The sequence below is a fragment of the Streptomyces sp. NPDC050211 genome (assembly GCF_040656035.1).
Lineage (GTDB): Bacteria > Actinomycetota > Actinomycetes > Streptomycetales > Streptomycetaceae > Streptomyces.
Genome location: NZ_JBFALC010000004.1, coordinates 107,084 through 131,642, shown reverse-complemented (window position 1 = coordinate 131,642; position 24,559 = coordinate 107,084). Strand labels below are relative to the sequence as shown.

At 70.6% G+C, this 24,559-nt stretch carries 15 protein-coding genes; 4 read left to right on the top strand and 11 right to left on the bottom strand.

Annotated features, from left to right (window positions below):
- Window positions 1-15: 15 nt before the first annotated feature.
- On the bottom strand, window positions 16-810 hold the full coding sequence (locus tag AB0I98_RS06250; RefSeq protein ID WP_362935986.1) for a class II aldolase/adducin family protein: 795 nt from the start codon (window positions 808-810) through the stop codon (window positions 16-18).
- Window positions 811-949: 139 nt separating this feature from the next.
- On the opposite strand from AB0I98_RS06250, the gene AB0I98_RS06245 reads away from it, so the two are divergent.
- Window positions 950-1,423, top strand: a complete 474-nt coding sequence (locus AB0I98_RS06245; RefSeq protein ID WP_362935983.1) for a pyridoxamine 5'-phosphate oxidase family protein — start codon at window positions 950-952, stop codon at window positions 1,421-1,423.
- Between the two features lie 19 nt (window positions 1,424-1,442).
- Here the strand turns inward: AB0I98_RS06245 and guaA are convergent, their stop codons facing one another.
- Window positions 1,443-3,023 (bottom strand): glutamine-hydrolyzing GMP synthase, encoded by a 1,581-nt coding sequence (guaA, locus tag AB0I98_RS06240; protein ID WP_362935980.1) that lies wholly within the window; start codon window positions 3,021-3,023, stop codon window positions 1,443-1,445.
- A 314-nt stretch (window positions 3,024-3,337) separates the two neighbouring features.
- On the opposite strand from guaA, the gene AB0I98_RS06235 reads away from it, so the two are divergent.
- Window positions 3,338-3,625, top strand: coding sequence for a chorismate mutase (locus AB0I98_RS06235; RefSeq protein WP_362935977.1), 288 nt, complete (start codon window positions 3,338-3,340; stop codon window positions 3,623-3,625).
- A gap of 728 nt (window positions 3,626-4,353) precedes the next feature.
- Complete coding sequence (locus AB0I98_RS06230) at window positions 4,354-5,376, top strand: cell wall protein (RefSeq protein WP_362935974.1); 1,023 nt, start codon at window positions 4,354-4,356, stop codon at window positions 5,374-5,376.
- 79 nt (window positions 5,377-5,455) lie between these two features.
- Here the strand turns inward: AB0I98_RS06230 and AB0I98_RS06225 are convergent, their stop codons facing one another.
- From AB0I98_RS06225 to AB0I98_RS06185, 9 genes are all read right to left on the bottom strand, one after another.
- Window positions 5,456-7,234, bottom strand: coding sequence for a GMC family oxidoreductase (locus tag AB0I98_RS06225; protein ID WP_362935971.1), 1,779 nt, complete (start codon window positions 7,232-7,234; stop codon window positions 5,456-5,458).
- 78 nt (window positions 7,235-7,312) lie between these two features.
- The gene (locus AB0I98_RS06220; RefSeq protein WP_362935968.1) at window positions 7,313-8,926 is read right to left on the bottom strand and encodes a succinic semialdehyde dehydrogenase; all 1,614 of its coding nucleotides are present in this window, start codon (window positions 8,924-8,926) and stop codon (window positions 7,313-7,315) included.
- 137 nt (window positions 8,927-9,063) lie between these two features.
- Window positions 9,064-10,782, bottom strand: coding sequence for a serine/threonine-protein kinase (locus tag AB0I98_RS06215; protein WP_362935965.1), 1,719 nt, complete (start codon window positions 10,780-10,782; stop codon window positions 9,064-9,066).
- 83 nt (window positions 10,783-10,865) lie between these two features.
- Window positions 10,866-12,518 (bottom strand): protein kinase, encoded by a 1,653-nt coding sequence (locus AB0I98_RS06210; RefSeq protein ID WP_362935961.1) that lies wholly within the window; start codon window positions 12,516-12,518, stop codon window positions 10,866-10,868.
- A gap of 111 nt (window positions 12,519-12,629) precedes the next feature.
- Window positions 12,630-14,048, bottom strand: coding sequence for a serine/threonine-protein kinase (locus AB0I98_RS06205; RefSeq protein ID WP_362935958.1), 1,419 nt, complete (start codon window positions 14,046-14,048; stop codon window positions 12,630-12,632).
- Window positions 14,049-14,124: 76 nt separating this feature from the next.
- Window positions 14,125-15,738, bottom strand: coding sequence for a serine/threonine-protein kinase (locus AB0I98_RS06200; protein WP_362935955.1), 1,614 nt, complete (start codon window positions 15,736-15,738; stop codon window positions 14,125-14,127).
- 151 nt (window positions 15,739-15,889) lie between these two features.
- Window positions 15,890-18,658, bottom strand: a complete 2,769-nt coding sequence (locus AB0I98_RS06195; protein WP_362935952.1) for a protein kinase — start codon at window positions 18,656-18,658, stop codon at window positions 15,890-15,892.
- Between the two features lie 154 nt (window positions 18,659-18,812).
- Window positions 18,813-20,894, bottom strand: coding sequence for a serine/threonine-protein kinase (locus AB0I98_RS06190; protein ID WP_362936466.1), 2,082 nt, complete (start codon window positions 20,892-20,894; stop codon window positions 18,813-18,815).
- A 115-nt stretch (window positions 20,895-21,009) separates the two neighbouring features.
- A complete protein-coding gene (locus tag AB0I98_RS06185) occupies window positions 21,010-22,713 on the bottom strand; it encodes a glycerol-3-phosphate dehydrogenase/oxidase (protein ID WP_362935949.1) in 1,704 nt (567 codons plus the stop codon).
- A 280-nt stretch (window positions 22,714-22,993) separates the two neighbouring features.
- Here AB0I98_RS06185 and AB0I98_RS06180 point away from each other — a divergent pair, with 280 nt between their 5' ends.
- Window positions 22,994-24,202: a nucleotide sugar dehydrogenase gene (locus AB0I98_RS06180; protein ID WP_362935946.1), complete on the top strand. Its 1,209-nt coding sequence runs from the start codon at window positions 22,994-22,996 to the stop codon at window positions 24,200-24,202.
- Window positions 24,203-24,559 lie beyond the last annotated feature (357 nt).

The window sequence follows — 24,559 nt, the reverse complement described above, 5'->3', positions numbered from 1 at the left end:
ACACGCCCCCACGCCCTACGACAACAAGTCCGGCTCACTGCGACTGACGTCCTGCCACAACGGCTGATAGTTGATCCACGCCACCAGATCCCCGCCCAGCTGCTCCCGCGTGGCCACCGCGGCTTTGTGGTCGATGAGGAACGGCCGCCCGGCCGCCTTCGCCGTCAGCTGCACCTTGCAGGACCGCTCCAGCGACAGGAACCACCAGGCCGCCGCGTCGACCGAGTCCCCCACCGTCAGCAGCCCGTGGTTGCGCAGGATCAGCGCCTTGCGCGAGGCGAGCGCGCCGGCGATGCGGCGGCCCTCCTCGGCGTCCACGGCGACCCCGGTGTAGGCGTCGTAGAGGGCGTGGTCCTCGTAGAAGGCGCAGCTCTCCTGGGTGATCGGGTCCAGCAGATCACCGAGGGCCGACAGCGCCCGCCCGTACACCGAATGGCAGTGGGCGACCGCCACGACGTCGGGCCGGGCCGCGTGCACCTGCGCGTGCACGGTGAACGCGGCCTGGTTGATGTGATAGCGGCCCTCGATCACCTGCCCGTCGGCGTTGACGAGCACCAGGTCGCTCACGGTGACGTGCTTGAACGGCATCCCGAACGGATTGACCCAGAAGCAGTTGCTGTACTCCGGGTCGCGCGCGGTGATGTGCCCCGAGACACCGTCCTCGAAGCCGAGCCGCCCGAAGATCCGCAGCGCGCCCGCGAGCCGCTCCTTGCGATGCCGGCGCTCGTCGTCGACCGACTCGTGCATCGGCGGCATGGCGAACTGCAGCCGGTCGGTGGGCAGCGGCGTGGGCGGCGTGGGCCCGTGCATAGGTTCCTCCTGCACTGGGTTCCTTTACGGGGCGGAAGTTACCGTCGGTCAGCGCAGGAGAACAGGGGTGATGTGTAAAGAAGCAGCGTGCAATCGAAATCGGACAGAAGGTGTCGGGTATCGGCGGCACACTCGCCGTATGACAAAGAACTGGGCGGCCTTCGTCACCGCGGAACCCGATCTCGCCAAACGCGTCGAGGAACGCTTCGGCGCCTTCACCCACCACATCCTCGCCACCCTCCGTAAGGACGGCTCCCCCCGCACCACCGGCCTGGAGGTCCGCTTCCTGAACGGCGAGCTCTGGCTCGGCATGATGCCGGACTCCCTCAAGGCCCTCGACCTGCGCCGCGACCCGCGTTTCGCGCTCCAGGCGAACCCCGGGGAAGGACAGTCCATGGGCGGCGGCGATGTGCGCATCAGCGGCCGGGCGATCGAGGTCACCGACCCGGAGACCAAGGCCGGATACGGCGAAGAGGTGGAACCGCCGGAGCCGTTCCACCTCTTCCGCACCGAGCTGACGGAGGTCGTACGGACCTACGTCGAGGACGACAAGTACCTGGTCGTCGAGGTCTGGAAGCCCGGCGAGCCGGTGCGCGTCATCAAACGCACCTGATCCCCTGAAAAACAGGGGCTCACTCCCACTCGATCGTCCCCGGCGGCTTGCTCGTCACATCGAGCACGACCCGGTTGACGTCCGCGACCTCGTTCGTGATCCGCGTCGAGATCTTCGCGAGGACGTCGTACGGCAGTCGCGACCAGTCGGCCGTCATCGCGTCCTCGCTGGAGACCGGGCGCAGGACGATCGGGTGGCCGTACGTCCGGCCGTCGCCCTGGACGCCGACGCTGCGGACGTCCGCGAGCAGGACGACCGGGCACTGCCAGATGTCACGGTCGAGGCCGGCCGCGGTCAGCTCCTCACGGGCGATGGCGTCGGCCTCGCGGAGCAGGTCGAGCCGCTCCTTCGTCACGTCGCCGACGATACGGATGCCCAGACCCGGACCGGGGAACGGCTGGCGCTGGACGATCTCGTCCGGCAGGCCCAGCTCCTGGCCGACCATCCGGACCTCGTCCTTGAACAGCTTGCGCAGCGGCTCGATCAGCTGGAACTCGAGGTCTTCCGGCAGCCCGCCCACGTTGTGGTGGGACTTGATGTTGGCGGTGCCGGTGCCACCACCGGACTCGACCACGTCCGGGTACAGGGTGCCCTGCACGAGGAACTCCACCGCCGGACCCTCGTCCGCGATGATCTCGGCCTGCGCCTGCTCGAAGACCCGGATGAACTCGCGGCCGATGATCTTCCGCTTCTCCTCGGGGTCGGAGACACCCTTCAAAGCGGACAGGAACCGCTCCTCCGCGTCCACGACCTTCAGCTGTACGCCGGTCGCGGCCACGAAGTCCTTCTCGACCTGCTCGGTCTCGCCCTTGCGCATCAGGCCGTGGTCGACGTACACGCAGGTCAGCTGGGAGCCGATGGCCTTCTGTACGAGGGCGGCGGCGACGGCGGAGTCCACGCCCCCGGAGAGCCCGCAGATGGCGCGCTTGTCGCCGACCTGCTCACGGATCGCGGCGACCTGCTCCTCGATCACGTTGCCGGTGGTCCAGCTCGGGGTCAGCCCGGCGCCCCGGTACAGGAAGTGCTCCAGCACCTGCTGGCCGTGCGTGGAGTGCATGACCTCCGGGTGGTACTGGACGCCGTACAGCTTCTTCTCGTCGTTCTCGAAGGCGGCGACCGGGACGACGTCCGTGGAGGCCGTCACGCTGAAGCCCTCGGGGGCGGCGGAGCAGGCGTCGCCGTGCGACATCCACACGGACTGCTCGGCGGGCGTGCCCTCGAAGAGGGTGGAGCCGGACTTGCTGACATGCAGGTCCGTACGGCCGTACTCGCGCGCCCCGGTGTTGTCGACCGTGCCGCCGAGCGACGTCGCCATCAGCTGGAAGCCGTAGCACATGCCGAAGACGGGGACGCCGGCCTCGAAGATCTCGCGGTCGAGGCGCGGGGCGCCCTCCGCGTACACCGACGAAGGGCCGCCGGACAGGATGATCGCCGCCGGGTTCTTGGCGAGCATCTCCGCCACCGGCATGGTGCTCGGCACGATCTCGCTGTAGACCCGGGCCTCGCGGACGCGACGGGCGATGAGCTGGGCATACTGCGCGCCGAAGTCGACGACCAGGACGGTGTCGGGGGCGGCGGCAGCAGGGGTCGCTGATGACACGGGTTGCCTTCCGGCGGCTTGACAAGGGCTGTGCCACCGATTCTAACGGGGTATACGTGCACCCCTCCCGTCTCAGGATGCGAACCGGATTGGCCGTCACCGACGGCCACGGCATACTGACCCCATGCTCACGCACACGACGACCTTCGTCTTTACCTATGGCACCCGGCCCGCCGGCTGCCATGGTCGTGCTGCTTGAGAGACTGACAAGCGACTCACCAGGCGCCCCGGGCCGACAAGGCCCGGGGCGCCTGACGTTTTCCGGGTCGTGTCGATCCGGGGCACCCTGCCCATCCCTATGGAGGAGCCCCGACATGACCGCCACCGCAGCGGAGAAGACCGGCGCGCACACCCGCGAGGCCGCCGAGACGATCACCGGCGCCCGTGAGCGCATCGACGCACTGGACGACCGGATCATCGGCCTGATCCAGGAACGGATGGCGGTCTCCGCCGTCGTCCAGGAGGCCCGGATCGCCTCCGGCGGCCGGCGCGTGAACCTCTCCCGCGAGATGGAGATCCTCGCCCACTACAGGGAGGCGCTGGGCAAGCCCGGCACCTCGCTGGCGATGACCCTGCTGGAGCTGTGCCGAGGCAAGATCTGAAACCGCGTTCCCGGCACAGACGTGCGCATTCCTCTCACCCGTACGGCGCGTGACCGGCGCGCAAAAGGGTTCGTTGGTCCCGATGTCCGTGCCAGCCAGGGGCGGGCCCGAAGAACCACGCGTGGCTCCACTGGAGCGATGAGGCGTACGGATCGTGCCGTGCGCCGTGGGACCTCGTTCCAGGCAGGTGACCGGACGGCAGGGGACAGCAGCCCGGTCGCCCAAGAGAACGGTCGGCTCCGGGGACGCCCGGGGCCGGCCGGCGGGAAACGTACAAGGATGGGTCAAAAGGTTGCGGAGGTCCCGCCCATCCAGCACGATGCCTAGCAAGCCCCAAGCCCTGCCGTAGACAACTGCATTCTTGTACTGGCTCACTGCCAAAGGTCGAGACCATCCGTGCGCCCCTTGCGCGCCGGGTCGTCGCCCGGGCACACCAGGCAAGCGGCGCAACCCCCCGGCGCCGCTCCCCAGGCACCGGCGCTGCCCTGACGTCGGTGCTGACCAAAGAAGGGCCCCGCGGCTCACGCCTGCGGGGCCCTTCTGCATGACCCGGACCGTGACCCAGGCCACATAAAAATTCTGTGAAGTGGAGGGCAACCTTTCACAGGGTTCGCGGATCAAACCAGGCGTACCAAGGGCCACACCCGCGTCGTACGTGTCGTACAGCGCGAGGCCCCGCTCAACGCGTGTTGCCACCCCACAGCGCACCTGGACTATTCGAGGTCTGCATGAAGCTTCGCCGTGCCATGGCGGTCGCGGCCGCGACGGCTGCGATATCGCCGTTCGCGCTGCTGTCCGCGCCCGCCGCGTTCGCGGAGGAGTCGGCTTCCCCGACTCCCACCGAGACCGTCACCGAGACGCCCTCCGGAACCCCGAGCGACACGGCCACGGCGACACCGAGCACCACCACGCTGCCGACGGGCACCACGTCGGCCGGCGCCGCCCCGACGAGCTCCGCGCCGACCGGGAGCGCCACGCCCTCCGCCACCGCGAGCGAGTCGGGCCCGGCCGAGCCCTCGGAGCCGGCCGAGCCGAGCGAGGAGCCGGACGTCCCGTTCTGCGAGGAACTCGACGAGGAGTTCTCCGACGCCAAGGTGTCCGCGGACATCAAGGGCCTGCCGGGCAAGATCGTCGCGGGTGACGGCTTCCACGGCTTCAAGCTGATCGTCACCAACGAGTCCGGCACGGACGTCGAGGACCTCGCCTTCTACGCCGAGGTCGAGAACTTCGAGCTCGACGAGTCGAAGTACCTGAGCCCCTACGTCGACCTGGAGTTCAAGAACCCCGAGTCCGGCTCCTGGGAGCGGATCGGGGACTCCGAGTGGGCCGGTGACTACTTCTTCGGCGTCGAGACGCTGAAGTCGAAGGCCAGCCAGACGGTGGATCTGCGCCTCAGTATCGACGCCAAGGCCCCCGCCGGTGACGCCTACTCCTTCGGCTCCGGTGCCTACCTCGACAACGTCGACGGCCAGGACTGCATCGCCGAGGGCTGGGCCGAGTACGACTTCGAGGTCCTGAAGGCCGGTTCCGACAACCCGGACCCGGGCACCGCCGCGCCGGGTGACAACGGCAGCAAGGGCTCGGGGAAGAAGCCGCAGGGCAGCCTCTCCGACCTGCCGACCGGCAACCTCGCCGACACCGGCGCAAGCTCCGCGCTGCCGGCCATCGGCCTGGTCAGCGGCGTCGCCATCGTCGCCGGTGCGGGCGCGGTCTTCGCGATGCGCCGACGGAAGGCAAGCGCGAACGCGTAACCGCGTAGCCGGAGCTTGCCGCAAGACAAAGAAGGACCTGCGCTCGGAGGGGGGTGCAGGTCCTTCTTGTTGGTACTGCTCACTTCTTCGGCGGCACCGCCGGTATCCCCAAGAACGGCAGCTTCAGCGCGCCGAACGCGTCCGCCGGGACCATCGGCGACTTGGGCTCGACCGGCTTCCGGCGCTCGTACGGCACGCCCTGCGCGGGACGCGGGTCGTCCTCGCCCTTGTTGGGCCAGTACGACATCGCCCGCTCGGCCTGGGCGGTGATGGTGAGGGACGGGTTCACGCCCAGGTTGGCGGAGACCGCGGCGCCGTCGACGACGGCGATGCCGGGGTGGCCGTAGAGGCGGTGGTACGGGTCGATCACGCCGGTCTCGGGTGAGTCGCCGATCGGGCAGCCGCCGAGGAAGTGGGCGGTCAGCGGGGTGCCCATCAGTTCGCCGACGTTGGAGCCGGCGAAGCCGTTGATCGACTCCGCGATCGCGGACGCCGCCTCCGAAGCCGCCTTGATCTGCTTGGGGTTGGGGGCGCCATGGCCCTGGCGGGCGGTCAGCAGGCCTTTGCCGACGCCGTCCGGTTTCAGGTACGTCGTCAGGGAGTTGTCCAGCGACTGCATCACCAGGCCGATGATGGTCCGCTCCGACCAGCGGCGGTTGGAGAGGGAGCGCAGGACGAGGAGCGGGTGCCGGGCGGAGTTCTTCAGCCAGGCCGCGACGCGGGACGCGCCGTCCACGTAAGGGACCTGGAGGATCGACAGGCCGCCCATCGAGTTGGAGCCCTTGCCGTAGCGGACCGGCTCGATGTGTGTGTTGGCGTCCGGGTGGATCGAGGACGTGATGGCGACCCCGCGGGTGAAGTCGGCCTTCCGCTCGCCGGTGACCTTGCGGTAGCGCCGGTTGTCGGTCTGCGCGCCGACCAGCGCCTCGGAGTTGGTGCGGGTCAGCTCGCCCAATCTGCCTGAGATGTACGGGAGTTGGCCGGTCGCCTTCATGCGGTGCAGCAGGGTCTGGGTGCCGTAGGTACCGGCGGCGAGGACGACCCGGCGGGCCTTGAAGGTGCGGCCCTCGCCCTTCTTCTTGTCGCCGGTCGGCAGCGTGGCCACCGCGTAGCCGCCCTGCGAGTCGTCCGTGACCGACACGACCGTCGTCATCGGGTGCACGACCGCGCCCGCCTTCTCGGCGAGGTAGAGGTAGTTCTCGTTGAGGGTGTTCTTGGCGCCGTGGCGGCAGCCCGTCATGCACTCCCCGCACTCGGTGCAGGCCGTGCGCACGGGGCCCGCGCCGCCGAAGTACGGGTCGCCGGTCTGCTCGCCCGGTGCGGCCTTGGTGGTCCCGTCGGCGTCCTTGCCGTCCCCGAAGAACACGCCGACCGGTGCGAGGTGGAAGGTGTCGCCGACGCCCATCCGCTCGGCGGCCGCCTTCAGATGTACGTCGGACGGGGTCATGGTCGGGTTGAGCCGTACGCCGAGCATGCGCTGGGCCTGGTCGTAGTACGGCCGCAACTCCTCCTGCCAGTCGGTGATGTCACGCCACTGGGGGTCCTCGAAGAACGGCTTCGGCGGTACGTAGAGGGTGTTGGCGTAGTTGAGCGAGCCGCCGCCGACGCCGGCGCCTGCCAGCACCATGACGTTGCCCAGGAGGTGGATGCGCTGGATGCCGAACATTCCGAGCCGCGGGGCCCAGAGGTAGTTCTTCAGGTCCCAGGAGTTCTTGGGGAGGGTTTCGCGGGTGAAGCGGCGGCCGGCTTCCAGGACGCCTACGGTGTAGCCCTTCTCGGTGAGGCGGAGGGCGGTTACTGAGCCGCCGAAGCCGGAGCCGACGACTATGACGTCGTAGTCGTAGGTGTCCTGGGGCACGGGGTCTCCTCGTTGAGTTTCACGTGCGGGCCGTCTGTGGTTTCTCGCGCAGTTCCCCGCGCCCCTATCGGGGCACTTTTACCTGAACCGGAATGCCTTCATCAGCCGGAGACTGCGGCTCATGAAATCGGCGTATTTCTCGTCGTCCATTCCCAGTGACGGGGCCATCGGCAGCAGTCGTTGCTGGGCCACCGTCTGGGCCTCCGTGTATTTGAGGATGCCCTCGGAGCCGTGGCGGCGGCCGAGGCCGGAGTCCTTCATGCCGCCCATGGGGGACTGGACGCTGCCGTAGGCGGGGGCGTAGCCCTCGTTGACGTTGACGGTGCCGGTGCGGAGGCGGGCGGCGACTGCGCGGCCGCGGGTGCCGTTCTTCGTCCAGACGGAGGAGTTCAGGCCGTACGGCGTGGAGTTGGCGAGCTCGACGGCCTCGTCCTCGGTCTTGAAGCGGTAGAGGGAGACGACCGGGCCGAAGGTCTCCTCCGTGCAGACCGACATGGGTTCCGTGACGCCGTCGAGGATGGTGGGCTCGTAGAAGTACGGGCCGATGTCGGGGCGGGCCACGCCGCCCGCGACGACCTTCGCGCCCTTCTCCACGGCCTCGTCGACGTGCCGCGTCACGGTCTCCAGCTGGCGTTCGCCGACCAGCGATCCCATGTCGGCGCCGTAGGCGAGGGACTTGCCGAGCCGCATCGCCTTGGTGCGGGTGGCGAACCGCTCCAGGAAGGCGTCGGCGATCGACTCATGGACGTACAACCGCTCGATGGAGATGCACAGTTGGCCGGCGGAGGAGAAGCAGGCGCGGACCGCGCCCGCCGCCGCTTTGTCGATGTCGGCGTCGTCGAGGACCAGCATGGCGTTCTTGCCGCCGAGTTCGAGGGAGACGCCGATCAGGCGGGCGGCGGCGCCCTGGGCTACCTCGCGGCCGGTGCGGGTGGAGCCGGTGAAGGAGACGTAGTCGGCGTGCTTGACGAGTTCCGGGCCGACGACGGGGCCCTCGCCGAGGACGACCTGGAAGACGTCGGCGGGCAGTCCGGCCTCGATCAGCAGGTCCCGGGCCCACAGCGCGGTCAGGCACGTCTCCGTGTCCGGCTTCATGACGACCGCGTTGCCCGCGACGAAGGCGGGGAGCGCGTCGCCGACGGAGAGTTCGAGGGGGTAGTTCCAGGGGGCGATCTGGCCCACGACACCGCGCGGGTGGCGCAGTTCGGTGACGCGGGTGAGCGTGGGCATGGCGCCGGCGTGCCGCTTGGGCCGGAGATACGCGGGGGCCCTACGGCCGTAGTGGCGGGCCGCGACGGCTACCGCCTGCACTTCCTCGTGGGCGTGCAGCCGCGCCTTGCCGGTCTCCAGCTGGATGAGGTCGAGGACCTCGGCCTGGCGGGCCAGCACCAGGTCGTGGAAGCGGAGCAGGACGGCGGCGCGCTGCCGCACCGGAACCTGCGCCCAGACGGACTGGGCCTTACGGGCCGCCTCGAAGGCCTGCTGTACGTCCTCCGGTGTGGACTCGGGCAGGTCGGCCAGCTTCTCGCCGGTGAACGGCGTGTGGTTGGCGGTCCGCCCGGATCCGGCCACGCCCTTGGTGAGCTGCGCGATCAGCTCGGGAGTGACCACGTCGGCGGCGGTACGGGCGCCCGCGGGGGCGGGGGCGAGCGGGTTGGTGCCGGTCTTTTCCGGGGCCTGCGAGTCCGTCATGAGCCGCAGGGTATGCCGCGGCGGTGGCTTTGTGTACCCGGCGGTAATAGGGATTCACCGAGTGCTCACACGGTGCCAGCGATCACTGGCAACAAACGTGCTGATCAGGGTCTTGAGCGGAGACGATCAGCGAGGGTTCAGTTCGTTCCGATCTCGAGACGGTCACGCGCGCCCTTGAACGCCGCCGTGCCCTTCTTCTCGTCCGCCGTCCCCTTGGGCATGTCCACACGCAGCTCGTACATCCGGCCGTCGTCGGTCAGGACCATCAGCTCCATGACCCGCGTGGGGTACTCCTTGAGGTCGTAGGTGGTGTCGGCGAGCACCGCCTCGTGGCCGTCGATGCTGGTGCGCGTGTACTGCGTCCGCGCGTCGCCGTTGTAGCTGTCCCAGGTGGCGTGCGCCTCCTCGGCCTGGCCCATCGGAGAGCGGGGCGCCTTGTCCCACTGGGTCAAACGGATCTGTACGGTCTCGCTGTCGTCCGCGTAGATCACGATCCGGGGCTGGCTGGCCGCGTTGCCCTGCCGGGCGTACTCGTCATAGCCGGCCGGGACGGAGAGGACGGCCTTCATGTCCTCCTCCTGGTGCGCGGTCCAGGGCGCTGACGTGGGGCTGCCCGATTCGACGCCGGGGGCGGAGGGCGTGCGCTCGCCCGCCGCTCCGCTGTCGGTGTCGGCGAGGGAGGTGCCGAGCCAGATGCCGCCGGCGAGGAGCGCGCCGAGCAGAGCGGCGGGGAGGGGGTGACGGAGGAGGGCGGGGCGGGGGGATTTGGGGGTGGAGACGGTGTCGGGGGTGTGGGTGGGGTCGGGGTTCGGGTTCTTCGCCTCGTCCGGAGCAGGCTTCGGCTTCTCCTGATCGGGCTCCGGTATGGCTTCGGCTTCCGCTTCGGCGCCCGTCGTGCCGTCCGCTGCTTCCGGCGCCGCGCCTGCCAGCAGTATCGTCCCGACGTCGTCGGAGAACTCCCTCAGCTGGGAGGCATCCTGGGCCTCTGCCACGGGTGCCCCGGTCGGACCGGCCGTCGGCCAGCGTCCGGCCGCCGCCTCCAGGATCTTGCCGACCTCCTCCGGGTCCGGCCGCTGCTCGGGCTCCTTGACCAGCAGTCGCACGATGAGCGACCCGAGCGGTCCGGCCTGCTTGGGCTCGGGCGGATCCGCGGAGAGGATCGCGGCGAGGGTGGACTCCAGCGTCGTACGACGGAAGGGGGACCATCCTTCTACGGCGCCGTAGAGCAGGACGCCCAGGGACCACAGGTCGGAGGGGGGACCGGCGCCGCGGCCGGACATGCGCTCGGGGGCGATGAATTCGAGGGAGCCGACGAACTCGCCGCTGAGGGTGAGGGATTCCTCGCCCTGGACATGGGCGATGCCGAAGTCGGTGAGGACGACGCGGCCGTGCGGGCCGAGCAGGACGTTGGCCGGCTTGACGTCGCGGTGGACGATCCCGACGGCGTGCGCGGCGCGCAGTGCGCCGAGGACGGCGAGGCCGACCCGGGCGGACTCGGCGGGTTCCAGCGGTCCGCGTTGCAGCACCTCGTGCAGGGACTCCCCGCGGATCAACTCCATGACGATCCAGGGGAGTCCGTCGTCCACGACGACGTCATGGATGGAGACGGCCGAGGGATGATCGACGCGGGCGGCGGCTCGGGCCTCGCGATAGAGCCGGTTGGCGGCGCGCTGGTGACCTGCGTCCTCCGGGTCGCCCGGCAACCGCGGCTGTTTGACGGCGACTTCGCGGTCCACGAGTTCGTCGTGCGCCCGCCAGACGGTGCCCATCCCGCCGGAGCCGATGCGCTCGACCAGCCGGTAGCGCCCACCGACCAGCCGGCCCTTGGGGCCTGCCCCGCCCCCGTCGTTGCTCATGCCCCATGACTACCGTGCGGGAAGGCTCTTTGTCGACGCGATGCCTTGCGATCAGGCCGCCCATCGGGAAGGCGGGCTGAAGCTCACAACTTGTCGATGTCCAGGTTGGCGATCGTCGTCCGCGCCACGTCACGTCCCCGCTCGGTGAAGTCGCCCCTGCCCGGATAGCTGATCGTCACTTTGTACATGTCGCCGGCCGAAGTCTTGTAGTAGAAGAGCTTCAGCTCACGGGGGCGCGGGTTCTGGGTGTCGGTCGTGGTGTACGTGACGGTGTTCTCGGCCGACTGCTTGCCCTGGTACGTGGTCCCCTTCGGGCTGGTCCGAGCGTCTTCCGGCATGGAGAGGTCGTAGCTGCCCTGGTCCTTGAACACCTCGTTGTCGGCGTACATTTCGGCCGCGGCGGAGTTCTTGATCTCGTTCGAGGTGTCCTCGGACTTCCTGTCCAGGTTCACGCCGATCCAGATGCTGCCGCTCCAGTCGGTGTAGGTGACCCAGTTCTTGTCGTTGTCGTCGGCGTCCGGCTTGCCGACCTGGTAGGTCGCCGGCACCTGGAGTGTCACCCCCAGCTTCGGGTGCGCCCGCTCTTTCCAGCCGTCCGGCAGGGACCCCGCGAACGGGTCGGCGATCACCAGATACGCCGCCACCGCACCCGCGACGACCGCCGCACCGATCCCGAGCAACGCCTTGCGCCCCAGCCGGACGCCTCCCGTGCCGTCCCCTCCCATGCCGTCCCCGGCAATCCGCACGACCTGCGTCGGCGCGGGCGCCGGCGGATGCGCGGCCGACTCCAGCAGGGCGCGCACCTGGCCTGCGTTCGGGCGGCGGGCCGGGTCCTTCTGGAGCAGGCCGTTGATGGTGTCGGCGAGCGGGCCGGAGGCCGACGCGGGCGGTGCGGGCGTGGCGTTGAGGACGGACTGGAGGGTGGCCGGGGTGTTGCTGCGGCGGAACGGCGAGACGCCCTCCGTGGCCGCGTAGAGGACCACACCCAGGGACCACAAGTCACTTGCCGGGCCGGGGCGTTGGCCCAGCACCCGCTCCGGCGCGATGAACTCCGGCGAGCCGACGAAGCCGCCGGTGTCGGTGAGGTTCGTCTCGCCCTCGATCTGCGCGATGCCGAAGTCGGTGAGGACGACGCGGTCGTGCCGGCCGAGCAGGACGTTGTCCGGCTTGACGTCCCGGTGCAGGATGCCCGCCGCGTGCGCGGCCTCCAGCGCACCCAGCACCTCGAGGCCGATTCTCGCCGCTTCCCGGACCCCGAGCGTGCCCTCCTGCAACGCGTCGCCCAGCGAACGGCCCTGCACCAGCTCCATGACGATCCACGGCCGGCCGTCCACGACCGCGACGTCATGCACGTTCACGACCGCCGGATGGTCCAGCCGGGCCGCGGCACGCGCCTCGCGACGCATCCGCTCGAAGGCGTTGGCACGTTCGCGGTCGGGAAGATGATCCGGTACGCGGGGCTCCTTGACGGCGACCTCACGGTCCACCGTCTCGTCCTTGGCCCGCCACACCGTGCCCATCCCGCCGTGGCCGAGCTTGGCCATCAGCCGGTAACGGCCCGCGATCAGGCGCCCGGCGCCCGGGTCCTGCGCGGGCGCGGGCTGCGCGGGCGCGACCTGTACGGGCGCCGCATACGGGTTGTTGGGGTGCGGCACCGCCGCGGGCGGGTTCGGCGGTTGCAGATCGAAACTCGTCGGCTCGTCGGACCCGTAAGGAGCTCCCCCGTTGCTGCTCATGGGTTTATCCATATCGCGGCAACCGCTCCCGGTTCCACAGGGAACGCATTCCGGTCACAGAGCCGTGACTCAGCTCGCTCCTTATCCACCGTTTACGTCGATATCTCCCGTTCACGCCCGCATGAACGTGTCGAGCGCTACGTCGAAATACGCGCGCCCCAGCCGCACCTCCCCCACCGGCGCCGACACCTGAACCTCGTACAACCGGCCGTCCTCCTGCCACCACAGCTCGTACGTGCTCTTCGCCAGACCTCCCGCATTCCAGGTGAACTCCCGGCGGGCGGCGGGGTGTCCGTGGTGTGTGGTGGCGATGACCCGGCCGTCGCGGTACCCCGCGTGGGTGTCCGGTCCCTTCGCGTGCGCTCGCCGCATGGCGTCCAGGGGGCCGCCGGGCTCGGGTTCGCTGATCCGGACACTCAGGCGGAAGGTTTCTCCACTCGACACGTACAGTCCTTGAGCGCGGCGCGTGAACCCCGCCGGCACGGCCAGCGAGAACCCCGCCGGCTCCTCGACGACCCGGTAGCCGGCGGGTGCGGACACGTCCGGACGAGGCGTACCGCCCTCACCGTTCATCAGCAGCGCCGCCGCCGACGCCCCCGCCCCGGCCGTCGCGGCGACCAGCAGCGCGCCCACCAGCACGCGCCGGCGCCGGTACGCCACCGCCTGCGGCGGCAGTCGCCCCATGTCGAGAAAGTCCCGCAGCATCCGCTCGGCCCGCTCCGCGTCCAGCCGCTGATCCGGATCGCGCTCCAGCAGCCCTCGTACGACGGGCAGGAGCGGCTCGGCCTCGACGGGCGGACGTATGTCGTCGGCGATCACCGCGTGCACGATGCCGCCCAACGAGTCGCGCCGGAACGGCGATTCACCGCTCAGGCTCGCGCAGAGCAGCGCGCCCAGCGACCACAGGTCGGACTCGGGGCCGGTGCGGGCGCCGGTCATGCGCTCGGGCGCGGTGTACTCGGGCGAGCCGACGAAGGTGCCGCTCTCGGTGAGCGTGGGGGCGCCCGTCAGCCGGGCGATACCGAAGTCGGTGAGGACGACACGGCCGGTGGCGGGCTCCAGCAGGACGTTCGCGGGCTTGAGGTCGCGGTGCAGGACACCGGCCGCGTGCGCGGTGCGCAGGGCGCTGAGCAGGGCGATACCGATCCGGGCGGCCTCGGGGGCGTCGAGCGGGCCGTCCCTGGAGATGCGCTCGGCGAGGGAGCAGCCGTCGATCAACTCCATGACGATGAACGGGCGTTCGTCGTGCTCGACCACATCGTGGACGACGATGATGTGCGGGTGACTGAGCTGGGCGACCGCGCGGGCCTCGCGCAGAGTGCGGTCGCGCTGCTGCCGGACCTCGTCGGCGGAGAGGGTCTCGTCGAGGAGCAGTTCCTTCACCGCCACCTGCCGGCGCAGGAGCCGGTCGGTGGCCCGCCACACGACCCCCATGCCGCCACGGCCCAGCCGCGCATCGAGCCGGTAACGACCCGCGATCAGACGGGGGTTGCCCCATCGGCCGTCCCCCTGCTCCCTCTGGGTCCCCATGCGCCCCATCATGCCGCACCGGATGGGTCCCCTCCGGAGCGCCGATCGGCCAAGTCACGGGGCGGTGGCCGAAAGTTCAGGGGGTGCTGGTGGGCTCCCGCCAGCTCTGCAGAATCCGCTTGAACTGCTTGTTGGCCGTCGCCCAGTCCTTTGCCGGCGACGACATGTAGATCACGTACTCGGTGCCGTCCCGGGCGATGTACATCTCTTCGACGGCACGGCGCGGGCCGGCGACGTACGGCGGATCCTTCTTCAGCGCGGTCCAGGTGTACTCCCACAGCGAACCCTTGTGATCGCGGTAGGTGTTCTCCTCCATGGTCACGCGGTTGTAGTCGACCAACCCGTTGAGCTTGAGCTGTTCTTCCAGGTCAAGCTGATGCTGGTACGGGTCGGCGAAGTCCGGTGAGGTGTCGATGGCGATGCGCACGAAGTGCTTGCCGCCGTCGGGCGTGTAGTCGATCTGCGTGAGGTCGCCCTCGTCGCTGTAGGGCTTCCGCTCCCAGCCCTTGGGGAGGGAGAGACCGAAGCCCAGCGGGTCGTTCACGGTCACCCAACCGTCGGACACGGAGCCTTTCGTGGGGCCTGCCGACGTGCCGTCCGTCTGCCGCCCCTCGTCCCACTTCTGGTACGCCACGGCGCCACCGCCACCGACCAGCGCGGCGAGTACGACGACCAGGGCGAGCGTGCGCAGACGGCGGCGCTTCGGGCGGGCCGAGGCCACCGGCCCGATGCCGGTCGGTGGGGCGAACGTCGTCGGCCCGGTGACGGGACGATACGGCGCCCCGTTGTCCGGACTCTGCGGCACATGTACGGCGCCGGTCTCATGGTGCGCGACCCCATATTGCGTCGGCACATACACCTGCGCCCCGCTGGGCCGACGCCCCTCCGCCGCCTCCGCGAGCATCAGCTCGGCGGCCTCCGCGTCGGGTCGTACGGCCGGATCCTTGTGCAGCAGGGCGGTGATGACGTCGCCGAGCGGGCCGGCGTGCTGCGGCAGCGCGGGCTCCTCCTCGACGACCGCCTGCATGGTGCTCAGCGGCGAGGTGCGGCGGAACGGCGACCTGCCCTCCACCGCCGTGTACAGCGTGGCGCCCAGCGCCCATAGATCGGAGGACGGCCCGGGATCATGGCCGCGGATGCGCTCGGGGGCGAGGTAGTCGACCGAGCCGACGACCTCTCCGGTGCGGGTGATCGTGTTGTCGCCCTCGATCTGCGCGATGCCGAAGTCGGTGAGGAGCACGCGCCCGTCCTGCGAGAGGAGAACGTTGCCAGGCTTCACATCGCGGTGCAGGACACCGGCGGAGTGCGCGGCACGCAGCGCGCGCAGCACCCACAGTCCGATGCGGGCGGTCTCCTCCGGCGCGACCCGGCCCTGCTCCTTCACCGCGTCGGCGAGCGAGTGGCCCTCGATCAGCTCCATCACGATCCACGGCCGGCCGTCGTGCTCCAGCACGTCGTGCACGGTGACGACGGCGGAGTGGTTGATCCGCGCGGCCGCGCGCGCCTCCGCCCGGGTACGGGCGAGGAGTCTTTCCTGGTCCGCCTCGGAGACATAGAGCGCGGCGGTCAGTTCCTTGATCGCCACCGCTCGGTGCAGCACCTCGTCATGGGCGCGCCACACACGGCCCATGCCGCCGCTGCCGATCGAGTCGGCAAGCCGGTAGCGGCCCGCGAGGAGCAGGCCCTGCATCTGATTCACGTTGCCCCGCAATGGTCTTGACAGGGTCAGACTAAGGACCGGCCCGCCCGCAGGGAACCGCGGGGGTGGCACGGAGACAGTCCTGTGACGGTTGTCGCTTCGGCGGCCGACAGGCAACCAAACACCGCAAGCGCTGTCAGCGTCAGCCCGTGAACCGATACGTCGCCGCCGCCTGCTCGTACAGCCGCGTCACTTCGTCCCGCTCGGCTTCCGGTCCGCGCAGCTGCAGCACGTGATAGCGCCCGTCGATCAGGATCGCGAGGTTGCGCACGAACAGCTCTCGGTCGTCGGCGTCGGTCCAGGTGAACTGCCCCTCGGCCATGGTCCGCCCGCCCACCTGAATCGTCTTCAGGCCGGTGGAGGTGGCCCAGCTGGAGTCGCGGTACGGCTGCAACTCGGGCTCCTTCTCCCGCTGATACGCCATCGGATCGGTGCCGTACTCGTCCGCGGTGTCCCGTCCCGGTACGACGATGAGGTCGAAGTTGCCGTTCGAGTAGACGACCTGCCCGCGCCCGTTCTTCGCGGTCCGGTCCCAGCCGTTGGCGACGGCGACGGCGAAACCCTCCTGGTCCGTGCGCAACGCGAAGCCGTCGGGGAGGTCGGGGGCGGTGGTCTGCGTCTCGTCGGAACCGGACGACGCCGAGGGGCTCTCCGCGCCCGGCGAGGTCTGGTCGGGCCGCGGCTCACTGCTCGCCTCGGGCGACTGTGCGGGTTCCTGGCTCACTTCACCGGCGGCCCCGGTGCGGTCGGTGTCGTCGGTGCCGGTGCTGTCGGACTTGGGCATGAACAGCATCGCGTACGCGATCGCCGCGGCCATCGCCAGCAACACCAGCAGCAGCAACGTACGGCCGAGACTCCGCGGCGAACGACCCTGCTTCCGCGCCCGCTTGTGCCGCCCGTGTGTCGCGGGCAGCCCGGCCCGCCGCCTGCGCACCAGCTCGCCCTTGCGCCGTACGATCGGCAGCCGGCTCGCGTCGACGGGCGGCGCGGCGACGACATGCGCCCCGGCTTCCGGCTCGGGCGCCGACCGCACCAGCGAACGCAGCCAGCCCCGCAGCTCCTCGAACTCGAGCCGCTCGGTGGGGTCCTGACGCAGCAGCGACTCGACGACCGGCCGCAGCGGACCGCACTCCTCCGCGAAGGCGGGCGGCTCCGCGCACACCAACTGCACCAGCTCGGCCGTCGACTCCTCCGGATACGGCGCATGCCCCTGCACGGCCCGGAACAGCAACGATCCCAGCGCCCACAGATCGGTGGCCGGCCCGATCGGCGCCGCCAACTGCCAGTTCTCGTGCACCGGCCCCGCCTGCTCCGGCGCCCAGCGCTCCGTCACCGGCCCCACCACAGCCATCCGCGCCTGCCGCGCCCGCTCGGCGGCCAACGCGGTCGTCGGCCCCCGCCGCACCGGCGCCCCGGCGACGAGGTCGTCCCAGCGGCTGGGGGGCGGGGTCTGGGAGGCGTCGGGAAGAGGGGCGGGGGCGTTCGCTCCGGGAGGGAGTGCCGTACGGCCTCCCTGCTCGCCGCCGACTTGCCCATTGGCCCCCGTCTGCATACCGCGAGGCGCAGCCCCGTGCCAGGAGGCTCCGCCTACTCCGTACGGGTCGGCGATCTGTCCCGGGCCCAGGGAATTCGGCGGCATGTCGAGGCCGTGCTCGGAGGGGTACGACGACGGGTCGATGCCGGTTTCGGACGCGGGCCGGAGGTGGTTCGCGTCGGTTCCGGGGGCGTACGGCGGCTGCGCCGAGCCGTCGGCCGGTGCGTGCTGTGCGTGCGAGGTGCCCTCGGGGGAGGGGCGGGCCCCGGGGAGGGCGGCCCGGCTGCTCTGTTCTGCCTCCTGGACGCGGGCCGCGGCCCGGGCGCCCGCTCGATACGCGGCGATGGCCCCGGCGCGCGCGGCCCGGATGTCACCGCCGCTGTCGGGAGCCCTGCGGGCGATCGCGCTCGACGCGCCCGCCACATTCGCCGCTTCCGCCCCGACGGCCGGCAATCCCCCGGCCGCCCGAGCCTCGATCGCGGCCCTCCGCGCAGCCTCGGGATCGACGTCCGAGGGCCCGGAACCGCCACCGCCAGGTCCTCCGATGCCGGCCGGACTCACCGGAGCACCAGCACCGCCGAACCCGGCGGACGGACCATGGCCATCCGCACCGCCGAAGCCCACGGACCCGTCGGAGCCGGAGCCGCCGCCCCCGCGCCCGTCACCGAACCCCGGAACACCACCCTCCCCCGCACCCGCGCCCCCGCCCGCCTCGCCGTCCTCGGCCGGTACCGGGTCATAGCCGCACAGCGCCTCCTCCGCCGCCCCGACCGCGAGGCCGGTCAGCATGACGCGGCCGTCGTCGCAGACGAGGACCGTGCGGGCGGTGATGTTGCGGTGGACCCAGCCGTGGGCGTGCAGGACGCGCAGGGCCATCAGGACGTCGGAGGCGACCTCGGCCGCCCGGTACGGAGTCAGCGGCTTCTCGGCGAGGAGGGCCGCCAGCGGCCGTGCGGCCACCAGTTCACTGACGATCCACAGCGAACCGCCCTCGGCGAACACGTCGAAGACCTGGTCGAGCCGGGGGTGGTCGGGAATTCGGGCCGCGGCCTGCGCGGCCTCCACGGCACGCCGCACGGCCGGATCGCTGGGCCGCCGCGTGGCCTTCCGCACCGGGGGACGCCGCGCACCAGGCTCCCGCACCCCACGCTCCCGGGCCGCGAAACCGTCCGGCAACCGTGCAGTGAACCCGTCCGGCAGCCCCTCCGCGTCGAGCACCTCGGCCTCGACGATCTCCGGCAACGGCACCTGCCTGACCAGGACTTCCTGCCCGCTGTAGGTGTCGAAGGCGCGGGACTCGGTGAGTTCGTACTCGTCGGACGGCGGCAGCGGCAGGCGGTAGCGGTCGGCGAGTACCCGACCCGCATAGTCGTCCACGTTGCCTCCCCCGGCCGCCCGGCTGGTCAAATCCGTTCGCCTTGCGGCCCGTTATGGATGCGTACGGTCCGCAACCACTCACGATACGTGCCGGAGGCAACCCGCAATGAGGTGATGCCCAGATCTCATGCCCCGTTACTCCGGGCCCGTCACGTCACGACTTGGGTTCGAAACTCTTCGCCAGCGTCTGCCAGGTGTCCTTGCGCAGCTCGCTGCCCCAGTTCGCGGCTTTCGCGGTGTACATCAGCGCATAGCCCTGGTCGTCGTCGACGACGAACCCTCGGTCGATGGTCCGGTACTTCGTCCCGCTCTCCACATAGGTGAACTCCCAGTCGGCCGCGTTCCAGCCGCGGTAGTCCACCGCCTCTATCCGGATCTTCTTGTACTGGGAGCGCGTCATGTACCGCTCCTGGCTCTTCCAGTCCGCCACCGGGTCGCCCTTGGGCGTGGACGTCCAGGCGACCAGCAGCTTCTGCCCGTCGGGCCCGGTGAACCGGTCGCCCGAAGCCCCCGCGGTCTGGAACTTCCATGCCTTGGGCAGCCCGATCGCATAGGTGCCGCCCTGGTGCGTCTTCGCCACCCCGGCTGCCCCGCCGACCTCGGCACCACTGCCACCGGACGCACTGGCACTCGCACTCGGCGTCGTTCCGGATCCCGAACCTGCCGTCGACCCCGCCCCCGCGGACTCCGTCGCCTTACCGTCCGTACTCGTGCCCCCGCCCACGTCCTCCTTGGTCGAGGCGCTCGCACTCGCCGAGGCCGAGGCCTTGCCGCCGCCGCTCGCCGAGTCCTTCGAACCGTCGTCGTCCCCACCGAACATGAACGCCAGCACCGTGCCGAGCGCCGCGAGCACCACGACCACCGCGATGATCACCAGCGTCCGCTTCGGCACCACATCGGTGAGCGGTGCCCGGGGCACGGGCCGCGGCGGCAGGTCCGGCGGCGGCACCACGGGCCAGCCCGAACTCCGCCCGCCCGAGCCCGCGTTCGCCCCCAGCGAGCCACGGTCCCCGGACGACGCCCCGGACGCTCCGGATGATCCGGATGATCCGGATGATCCGGACGCCCCACCCGAGGCCGACGCCGGCGCCGAAGCCGTACTCGAATCCCCGGAGGCCGTCTCAGACTTACCCTCGGATTCTGAAACCGTCGTCTCGCTCCCGGACTTGGGGCGAGTGGTGGCCGCGGCCGACGCCGTGGCCGCCCCGGCCGACGCGGCGGCCTTCCGCATGGAACGCAGCGCACCGCGCAGCCGCTCACCCGCCTCCGCGCCCGCGGAACCCGCCTTGCCCGCCTTGTCCTTCGGCTCGTCCGGCTGTGCGGGCAGCGGCACGACCTTCGTCGCGTCCGCCGGCGGCTCCGGCTCGGCCTCCTTCGGCTCGGGCGCGTGGATCACCGCATTGAGCATGGCGCGCGCACCGGCGTCGTCCAGCCGCTTGGCCGGGTCCTTGGTGAGCAGGCCGTAGATGACGTCCTTGAGCGGTCCCGCGTTCTTCGGCTCCTCCAGCGGCTCGGTCATCACCGCGGTGAGGGTCGCGATCGCGGACCCCTTGTCGTACGGCGGGGCACCCTCGACCGACGCGTACAGCAGCCCGCCGAGCGACCACAGGTCGGCCGCCGGTCCCGGCTTGTGCCCGCGGGCCCGCTCCGGGGAGATGTAGGAGGGGGCGCCGACGAGCATGCCGGTCGATGTGATGGACGGGTCGCCCTCGACCTGCGCGATACCGAAGTCGGTGAGCACGACCCGGTCGGAGCCGGACTCCAGCAGTACGTTCGACGGCTTCACATCGCGGTGCAGGATGCCCTCGCGGTGAGCCGAACGCAGCACATCGAGGACCGCGAGGCCCACTTCGGCCGCGCGCCGGGGCTCCAGCAGGCCGTCCTCCCGGATGACCTCGGCGAGCGACTTGCCCTCGACGAGTTCCATCACGATCCACGGCCGGTCGTCCTCGTCGACCACGTCGAAGACGGTCACCGCGCTGTTGTTACGGATCCGCGCGATCGCCTTGGCCTCACGCAACGTACGCGTGATCAGTCGTCGTTTCTCGTCCTCGTCGATGCTGGACGGAAACCTGAGCTCCTTGACGGCGACCGTCCGGCCCAGGGTTTCGTCCTCGGCACGCCAGACCGTGCCCATGCCGCCGCGGCCGAGCACATCTCCCAGCCGGTACCGCCCGGCGAGGAGACGTGCGCTCTTGTCCTGACGGGATGTCCCCGCCCGCTCCGCCTCCGACATGCGTCCCCTCATGCAACCCGCCCTGACAGAGCCTCCATTGTCTCTTACTCGGCAAGTGCCCGACGCCCAGGGTGCCCCAGGCGCCGAGCAGAGGGGACCGCGGGAGCTGAAGGCTCTACAACGGCACGATGTCCGGCGCCCCCAGCCTCGCCGCATCCGCCGTCAGGTCGTCCGGCTGGCGCTGCGACTCCCGCTCCGCCTGCACCCGCTTCTCGTAGTGCTCGATCTCGCGCTCGATGTGGTCCTTGTCCCAGCCGAGGACGGGCGCCATCAGCTCGGCGGCCTCGCGGGCACTGCGCGTCCCGCGGTCGAAGGTCTCGATGGAGATACGGGTCCGCCGGGTCAGTACGTCGTCCAGGTGCCGCGCGCCCTCGTGCGAGGCGGCGTACACGACCTCGGCGCGCAGATAGTCGTCGGCGGCCTGCAGGGGCTCACCCAGCGACGCATCGGCGCCGATGAGATCGAGGACTTCCTCCGCCATCGCCCCGTACCGGTTCAACAGGTGCTCCACGCGCACCACATGGAGCCCCGAGCGGGCGGCGATCCGTGCGCGCGCGTTCCACAGCGCCCGGTAGCCCTCGGCGCCGATCAGCGGGACGTCCTCGGTGACGCACTCGGCGACCCGCATGTCGAGGCCGTGCACCGCCTCGTCCACCGCGTCCTTGGCCATCACGCGGTACGTCGTGTACTTGCCGCCCGCGACGACCACCAGCCCCGGCACCGGGTGCGCGACGGTGTGCTCGCGGGACAGCTTGCTGGTGGCGTCGGACTCGCCGGCCAGCAGCGGGCGCAGCCCCGCGTACACGCCCTCGACGTCGTCGCGCGTGAGCGGCACCGCGAGCACGGAGTTCACATGCTCCAGCAGATAGTCGATGTCGGCGCTGGAGGCGGCCGGGTGGGCCTTGTCGAGGTCCCAGTCGGTGTCGGTGGTGCCGATGATCCAGTGGCGGCCCCACGGGATGACGAACAGCACGGACTTCTCGGTGCGCAGGATCAGACCGGTCGAGGAGTGGATGCGGTCCTTGGGCACGACCAGGTGGATGCCCTTGGACGCGCGGACGTGGAACTGCCCCCGCTCCCCCACCAGCGCCTGCGTGTCGTCGGTCCACACGCCCGTGGCGTTGACGATCTGCTTGGCGCGGATCTCGTACTCCCCGCCCGCCTCCACGTCCTGCACCCGGGCCCCGACGACGCGTTCGCCCTCGCGCAGGAAGCCGGTCACGCGCGCGCGGTTGGCGGTCTTCGCCCCGTACGCCGCGGCGGTGCGCACCAGGGTCGCCACGAAGCGGGCGTCGTCCATCTGCGCGTCGTAGTACTGCAACGCGCCGACCAGCGCCTCCCGCTTCAGGGCGGGCGCGACACGCAGGGCGTGACGGCGGCTCAGATGGCGGTGCGTGGCCAGCCCTCGGCCGTGGCGGGCCATCGACATGGCGTCGTACAGCGCGACTCCCAAGCCGGCGTACAGGCGCTCCCAGCCCTGGTACTGCAGCGGATACAGGAACGGCACCGGCTTCACCAGATGCGGGGCCAGCCGCCCCAGCAGCAGCCCGCGCTCCTTCAGCGCCTCCCGGACGAGCGCGAAGTCGAGCATCTCCAGATAGCGCAGGCCGCCGTGGATCAGCTTGCTGGACCTGCTCGATGTGCCCGATGCCCAGTCACGTGCCTCGACCAGTCCCGTGGACAGGCCGCGTGTCACCGCGTCCAGGGCCGTGCCGGCGCCGACGACGCCGCCGCCCACCACCAGCAGGTCCAGCTCGTGCTCGGCCATTGCTGCCAGGGACTCGGCACGCTGCGCCGGCCCCAGTGTCGCTGTCCTCACCACTGCCTCCCGCTGTCGGTCGCCGGTCCCACCCGTCGGGTGAACCCCGTCCGTCTCCCCCATGCCCAAATTCTGACCGCCTTGCCCGACTTCAGCCACCGCCCGCCCGTCGACCTGTGGACAACTTTCACCGACCGGCCAGAAGACACAAAAAGACACAGGAAAATCAATGCCGTATATCGGTCATATTTACTCCTAGTCTCACATTGCGCTCGCTCACTCTGTCCACACGACTTGCGCACCTGTCCCGCTTCGGCTATTGGGAAGGACGGCCCACGCCATGCCCGCAGATCTCGCCGTCATCGGTCTCGGCCCGTACGGCCTGCCCCTGGCCCAGGCCGCCGTCGCCGCCGGCGTCGCCACGATCGGGTACAAGACGGGGCCCGAGCCCGGCTCCCTCAGCCCCGCCGAACTGCGCCGGATGCTCTCGGGGGGCTTCCGGCCGACCACCAACCCGGCAGAGCTGGGCCGGGTGCGCACCGCCGTCATCTGCGCCCCCACCCCCCGGGGCGCGGACGGCGGCCTCGACCTCGGCCAGGTGGAGGCCGCCGCGCGCACCCTGGCCGAGCGGCTGCGCCCGCACACCACGGTGATCCTCGAATCCCCCGTGCACCCGGGCACCACCGAGGAGTTCCTCCGCCCGCTCCTCGAAGAGGGCTCAGGACTGCGCGCGGGCCGCGACTTCCACCTCGCCTACTCCCCCAGCCGCGTCGACCCCGGCAACCGCGACTTCACCCCGGCCAACACCCCCAAGGTGATCGGCGGCCTCACCCCCGCCTGCACCGAGTCGGCCGCCGCCTTCTACGGCCGTCTCACCGACAAGGTGGTACGCGCGCGTGGCCCCCGCGAAGCCGAAACCGTGCAGCTCCTGGAGACCAACTTCCGGCACGTCAACATCGCCCTCGTCAACGAAATGGCCGTCCTCTGCCACGACTTGGGCGTCGACCTCTGGGACGTCATCCGCTGCGCGGAGACCAAGCCCTTCGGCTTCCAGACCTTCCGCCCCGGCCCCGGCGTCGGCGGCCACTCCGTCCCCCAGGACCTCACCGGCCGCGCCGGCCGCACCCTCCGCATGGTCGAACTCGCCCAGCAGGTCAACAACCAGATGCCCCGCTACGTCATCCAGCGCGCCGCCAAACTCCTCAACGAGCACGGCATGTCCGCCCGCGGCGCCCGCGTCCTCCTCCTCGGCGTCACCTACAAACCCGACCTCGCCGACCAACAGTCCACCCCCGCCCAGGAGATCGCCATCCGCCTCATGGAACTCGGCGCCTCCATCAGCTACCACGACCCGTACATCCCGTCCTGGAACATCCTCGACCGCCCGGTCCCCCGCGTGGACTCCCTGTACGAGGCCGCCGCGGAGGCCGACCTGACGATCCTGCTCCAGCAGCATCGGACGTACGACTTGCAGGGGCTGTCGGTGAAGGCTCAGCTGCTGCTGGATACGCGGGGGGCTACGCCTACGGGGGCGGCGCATCGGTTGTGAAGGGGGCGCGTGGGGTGCGTGAGCCGCCGGGGTTGGTGGCGTGGGGCAATCTGCGCCGGTACCGTATGGAGAGGTGGAGCCCAATGCAGCGGGTAATGCAGTACTGCGGAGGCTCCTGGATGGTGATCGGGTGTCCGCCCCTAGTTCTCATGGGGGCGGCCGCTTATCCTCCGCCCATATAAAGGTGGGAGCCCACCGCAGCAGGCACTGCGGCAGGCTCCCGGGCGACTCACAGGGTGTCCACCCCTAGTTGCTATAGGGGTGGCCGCTCATCGCCCATAGATCCACAAGATGCACCTCCTCCGGAACTTCACCAGCCGAAGCCAAGTGCGATCCCAGCGGGTGGGCTTGCGGTGA

Bases quoted from the DNA above. Each gene is read 5' to 3' on its own strand.
- AB0I98_RS06250 (WP_362935986.1), bottom strand. From the start codon at position 810: ATGCACGGGCCCACGCCGCCCACGCCGCTGCCCACCGACCGGCTGCAG.
- AB0I98_RS06245 (WP_362935983.1), top strand. From the start codon at position 950: ATGACAAAGAACTGGGCGGCCTTCGTCACCGCGGAACCCGATCTCGCC.
- AB0I98_RS06235 (WP_362935977.1), top strand. From the start codon at position 3,338: ATGACCGCCACCGCAGCGGAGAAGACCGGCGCGCACACCCGCGAGGCC.
- AB0I98_RS06230 (WP_362935974.1), top strand. From the start codon at position 4,354: ATGAAGCTTCGCCGTGCCATGGCGGTCGCGGCCGCGACGGCTGCGATA.
- AB0I98_RS06220 (WP_362935968.1), bottom strand. From the start codon at position 8,926: ATGACGGACTCGCAGGCCCCGGAAAAGACCGGCACCAACCCGCTCGCC.
- AB0I98_RS06215 (WP_362935965.1), bottom strand. From the start codon at position 10,782: ATGAGCAACGACGGGGGCGGGGCAGGCCCCAAGGGCCGGCTGGTCGGT.
- AB0I98_RS06210 (WP_362935961.1), bottom strand. From the start codon at position 12,518: ATGAGCAGCAACGGGGGAGCTCCTTACGGGTCCGACGAGCCGACGAGT.
- AB0I98_RS06205 (WP_362935958.1), bottom strand. From the start codon at position 14,048: ATGGGGACCCAGAGGGAGCAGGGGGACGGCCGATGGGGCAACCCCCGT.
- AB0I98_RS06200 (WP_362935955.1), bottom strand. From the start codon at position 15,738: ATGCAGGGCCTGCTCCTCGCGGGCCGCTACCGGCTTGCCGACTCGATC.
- AB0I98_RS06190 (WP_362936466.1), bottom strand. From the start codon at position 20,894: ATGTCGGAGGCGGAGCGGGCGGGGACATCCCGTCAGGACAAGAGCGCA.
- AB0I98_RS06180 (WP_362935946.1), top strand. From the start codon at position 22,994: ATGCCCGCAGATCTCGCCGTCATCGGTCTCGGCCCGTACGGCCTGCCC.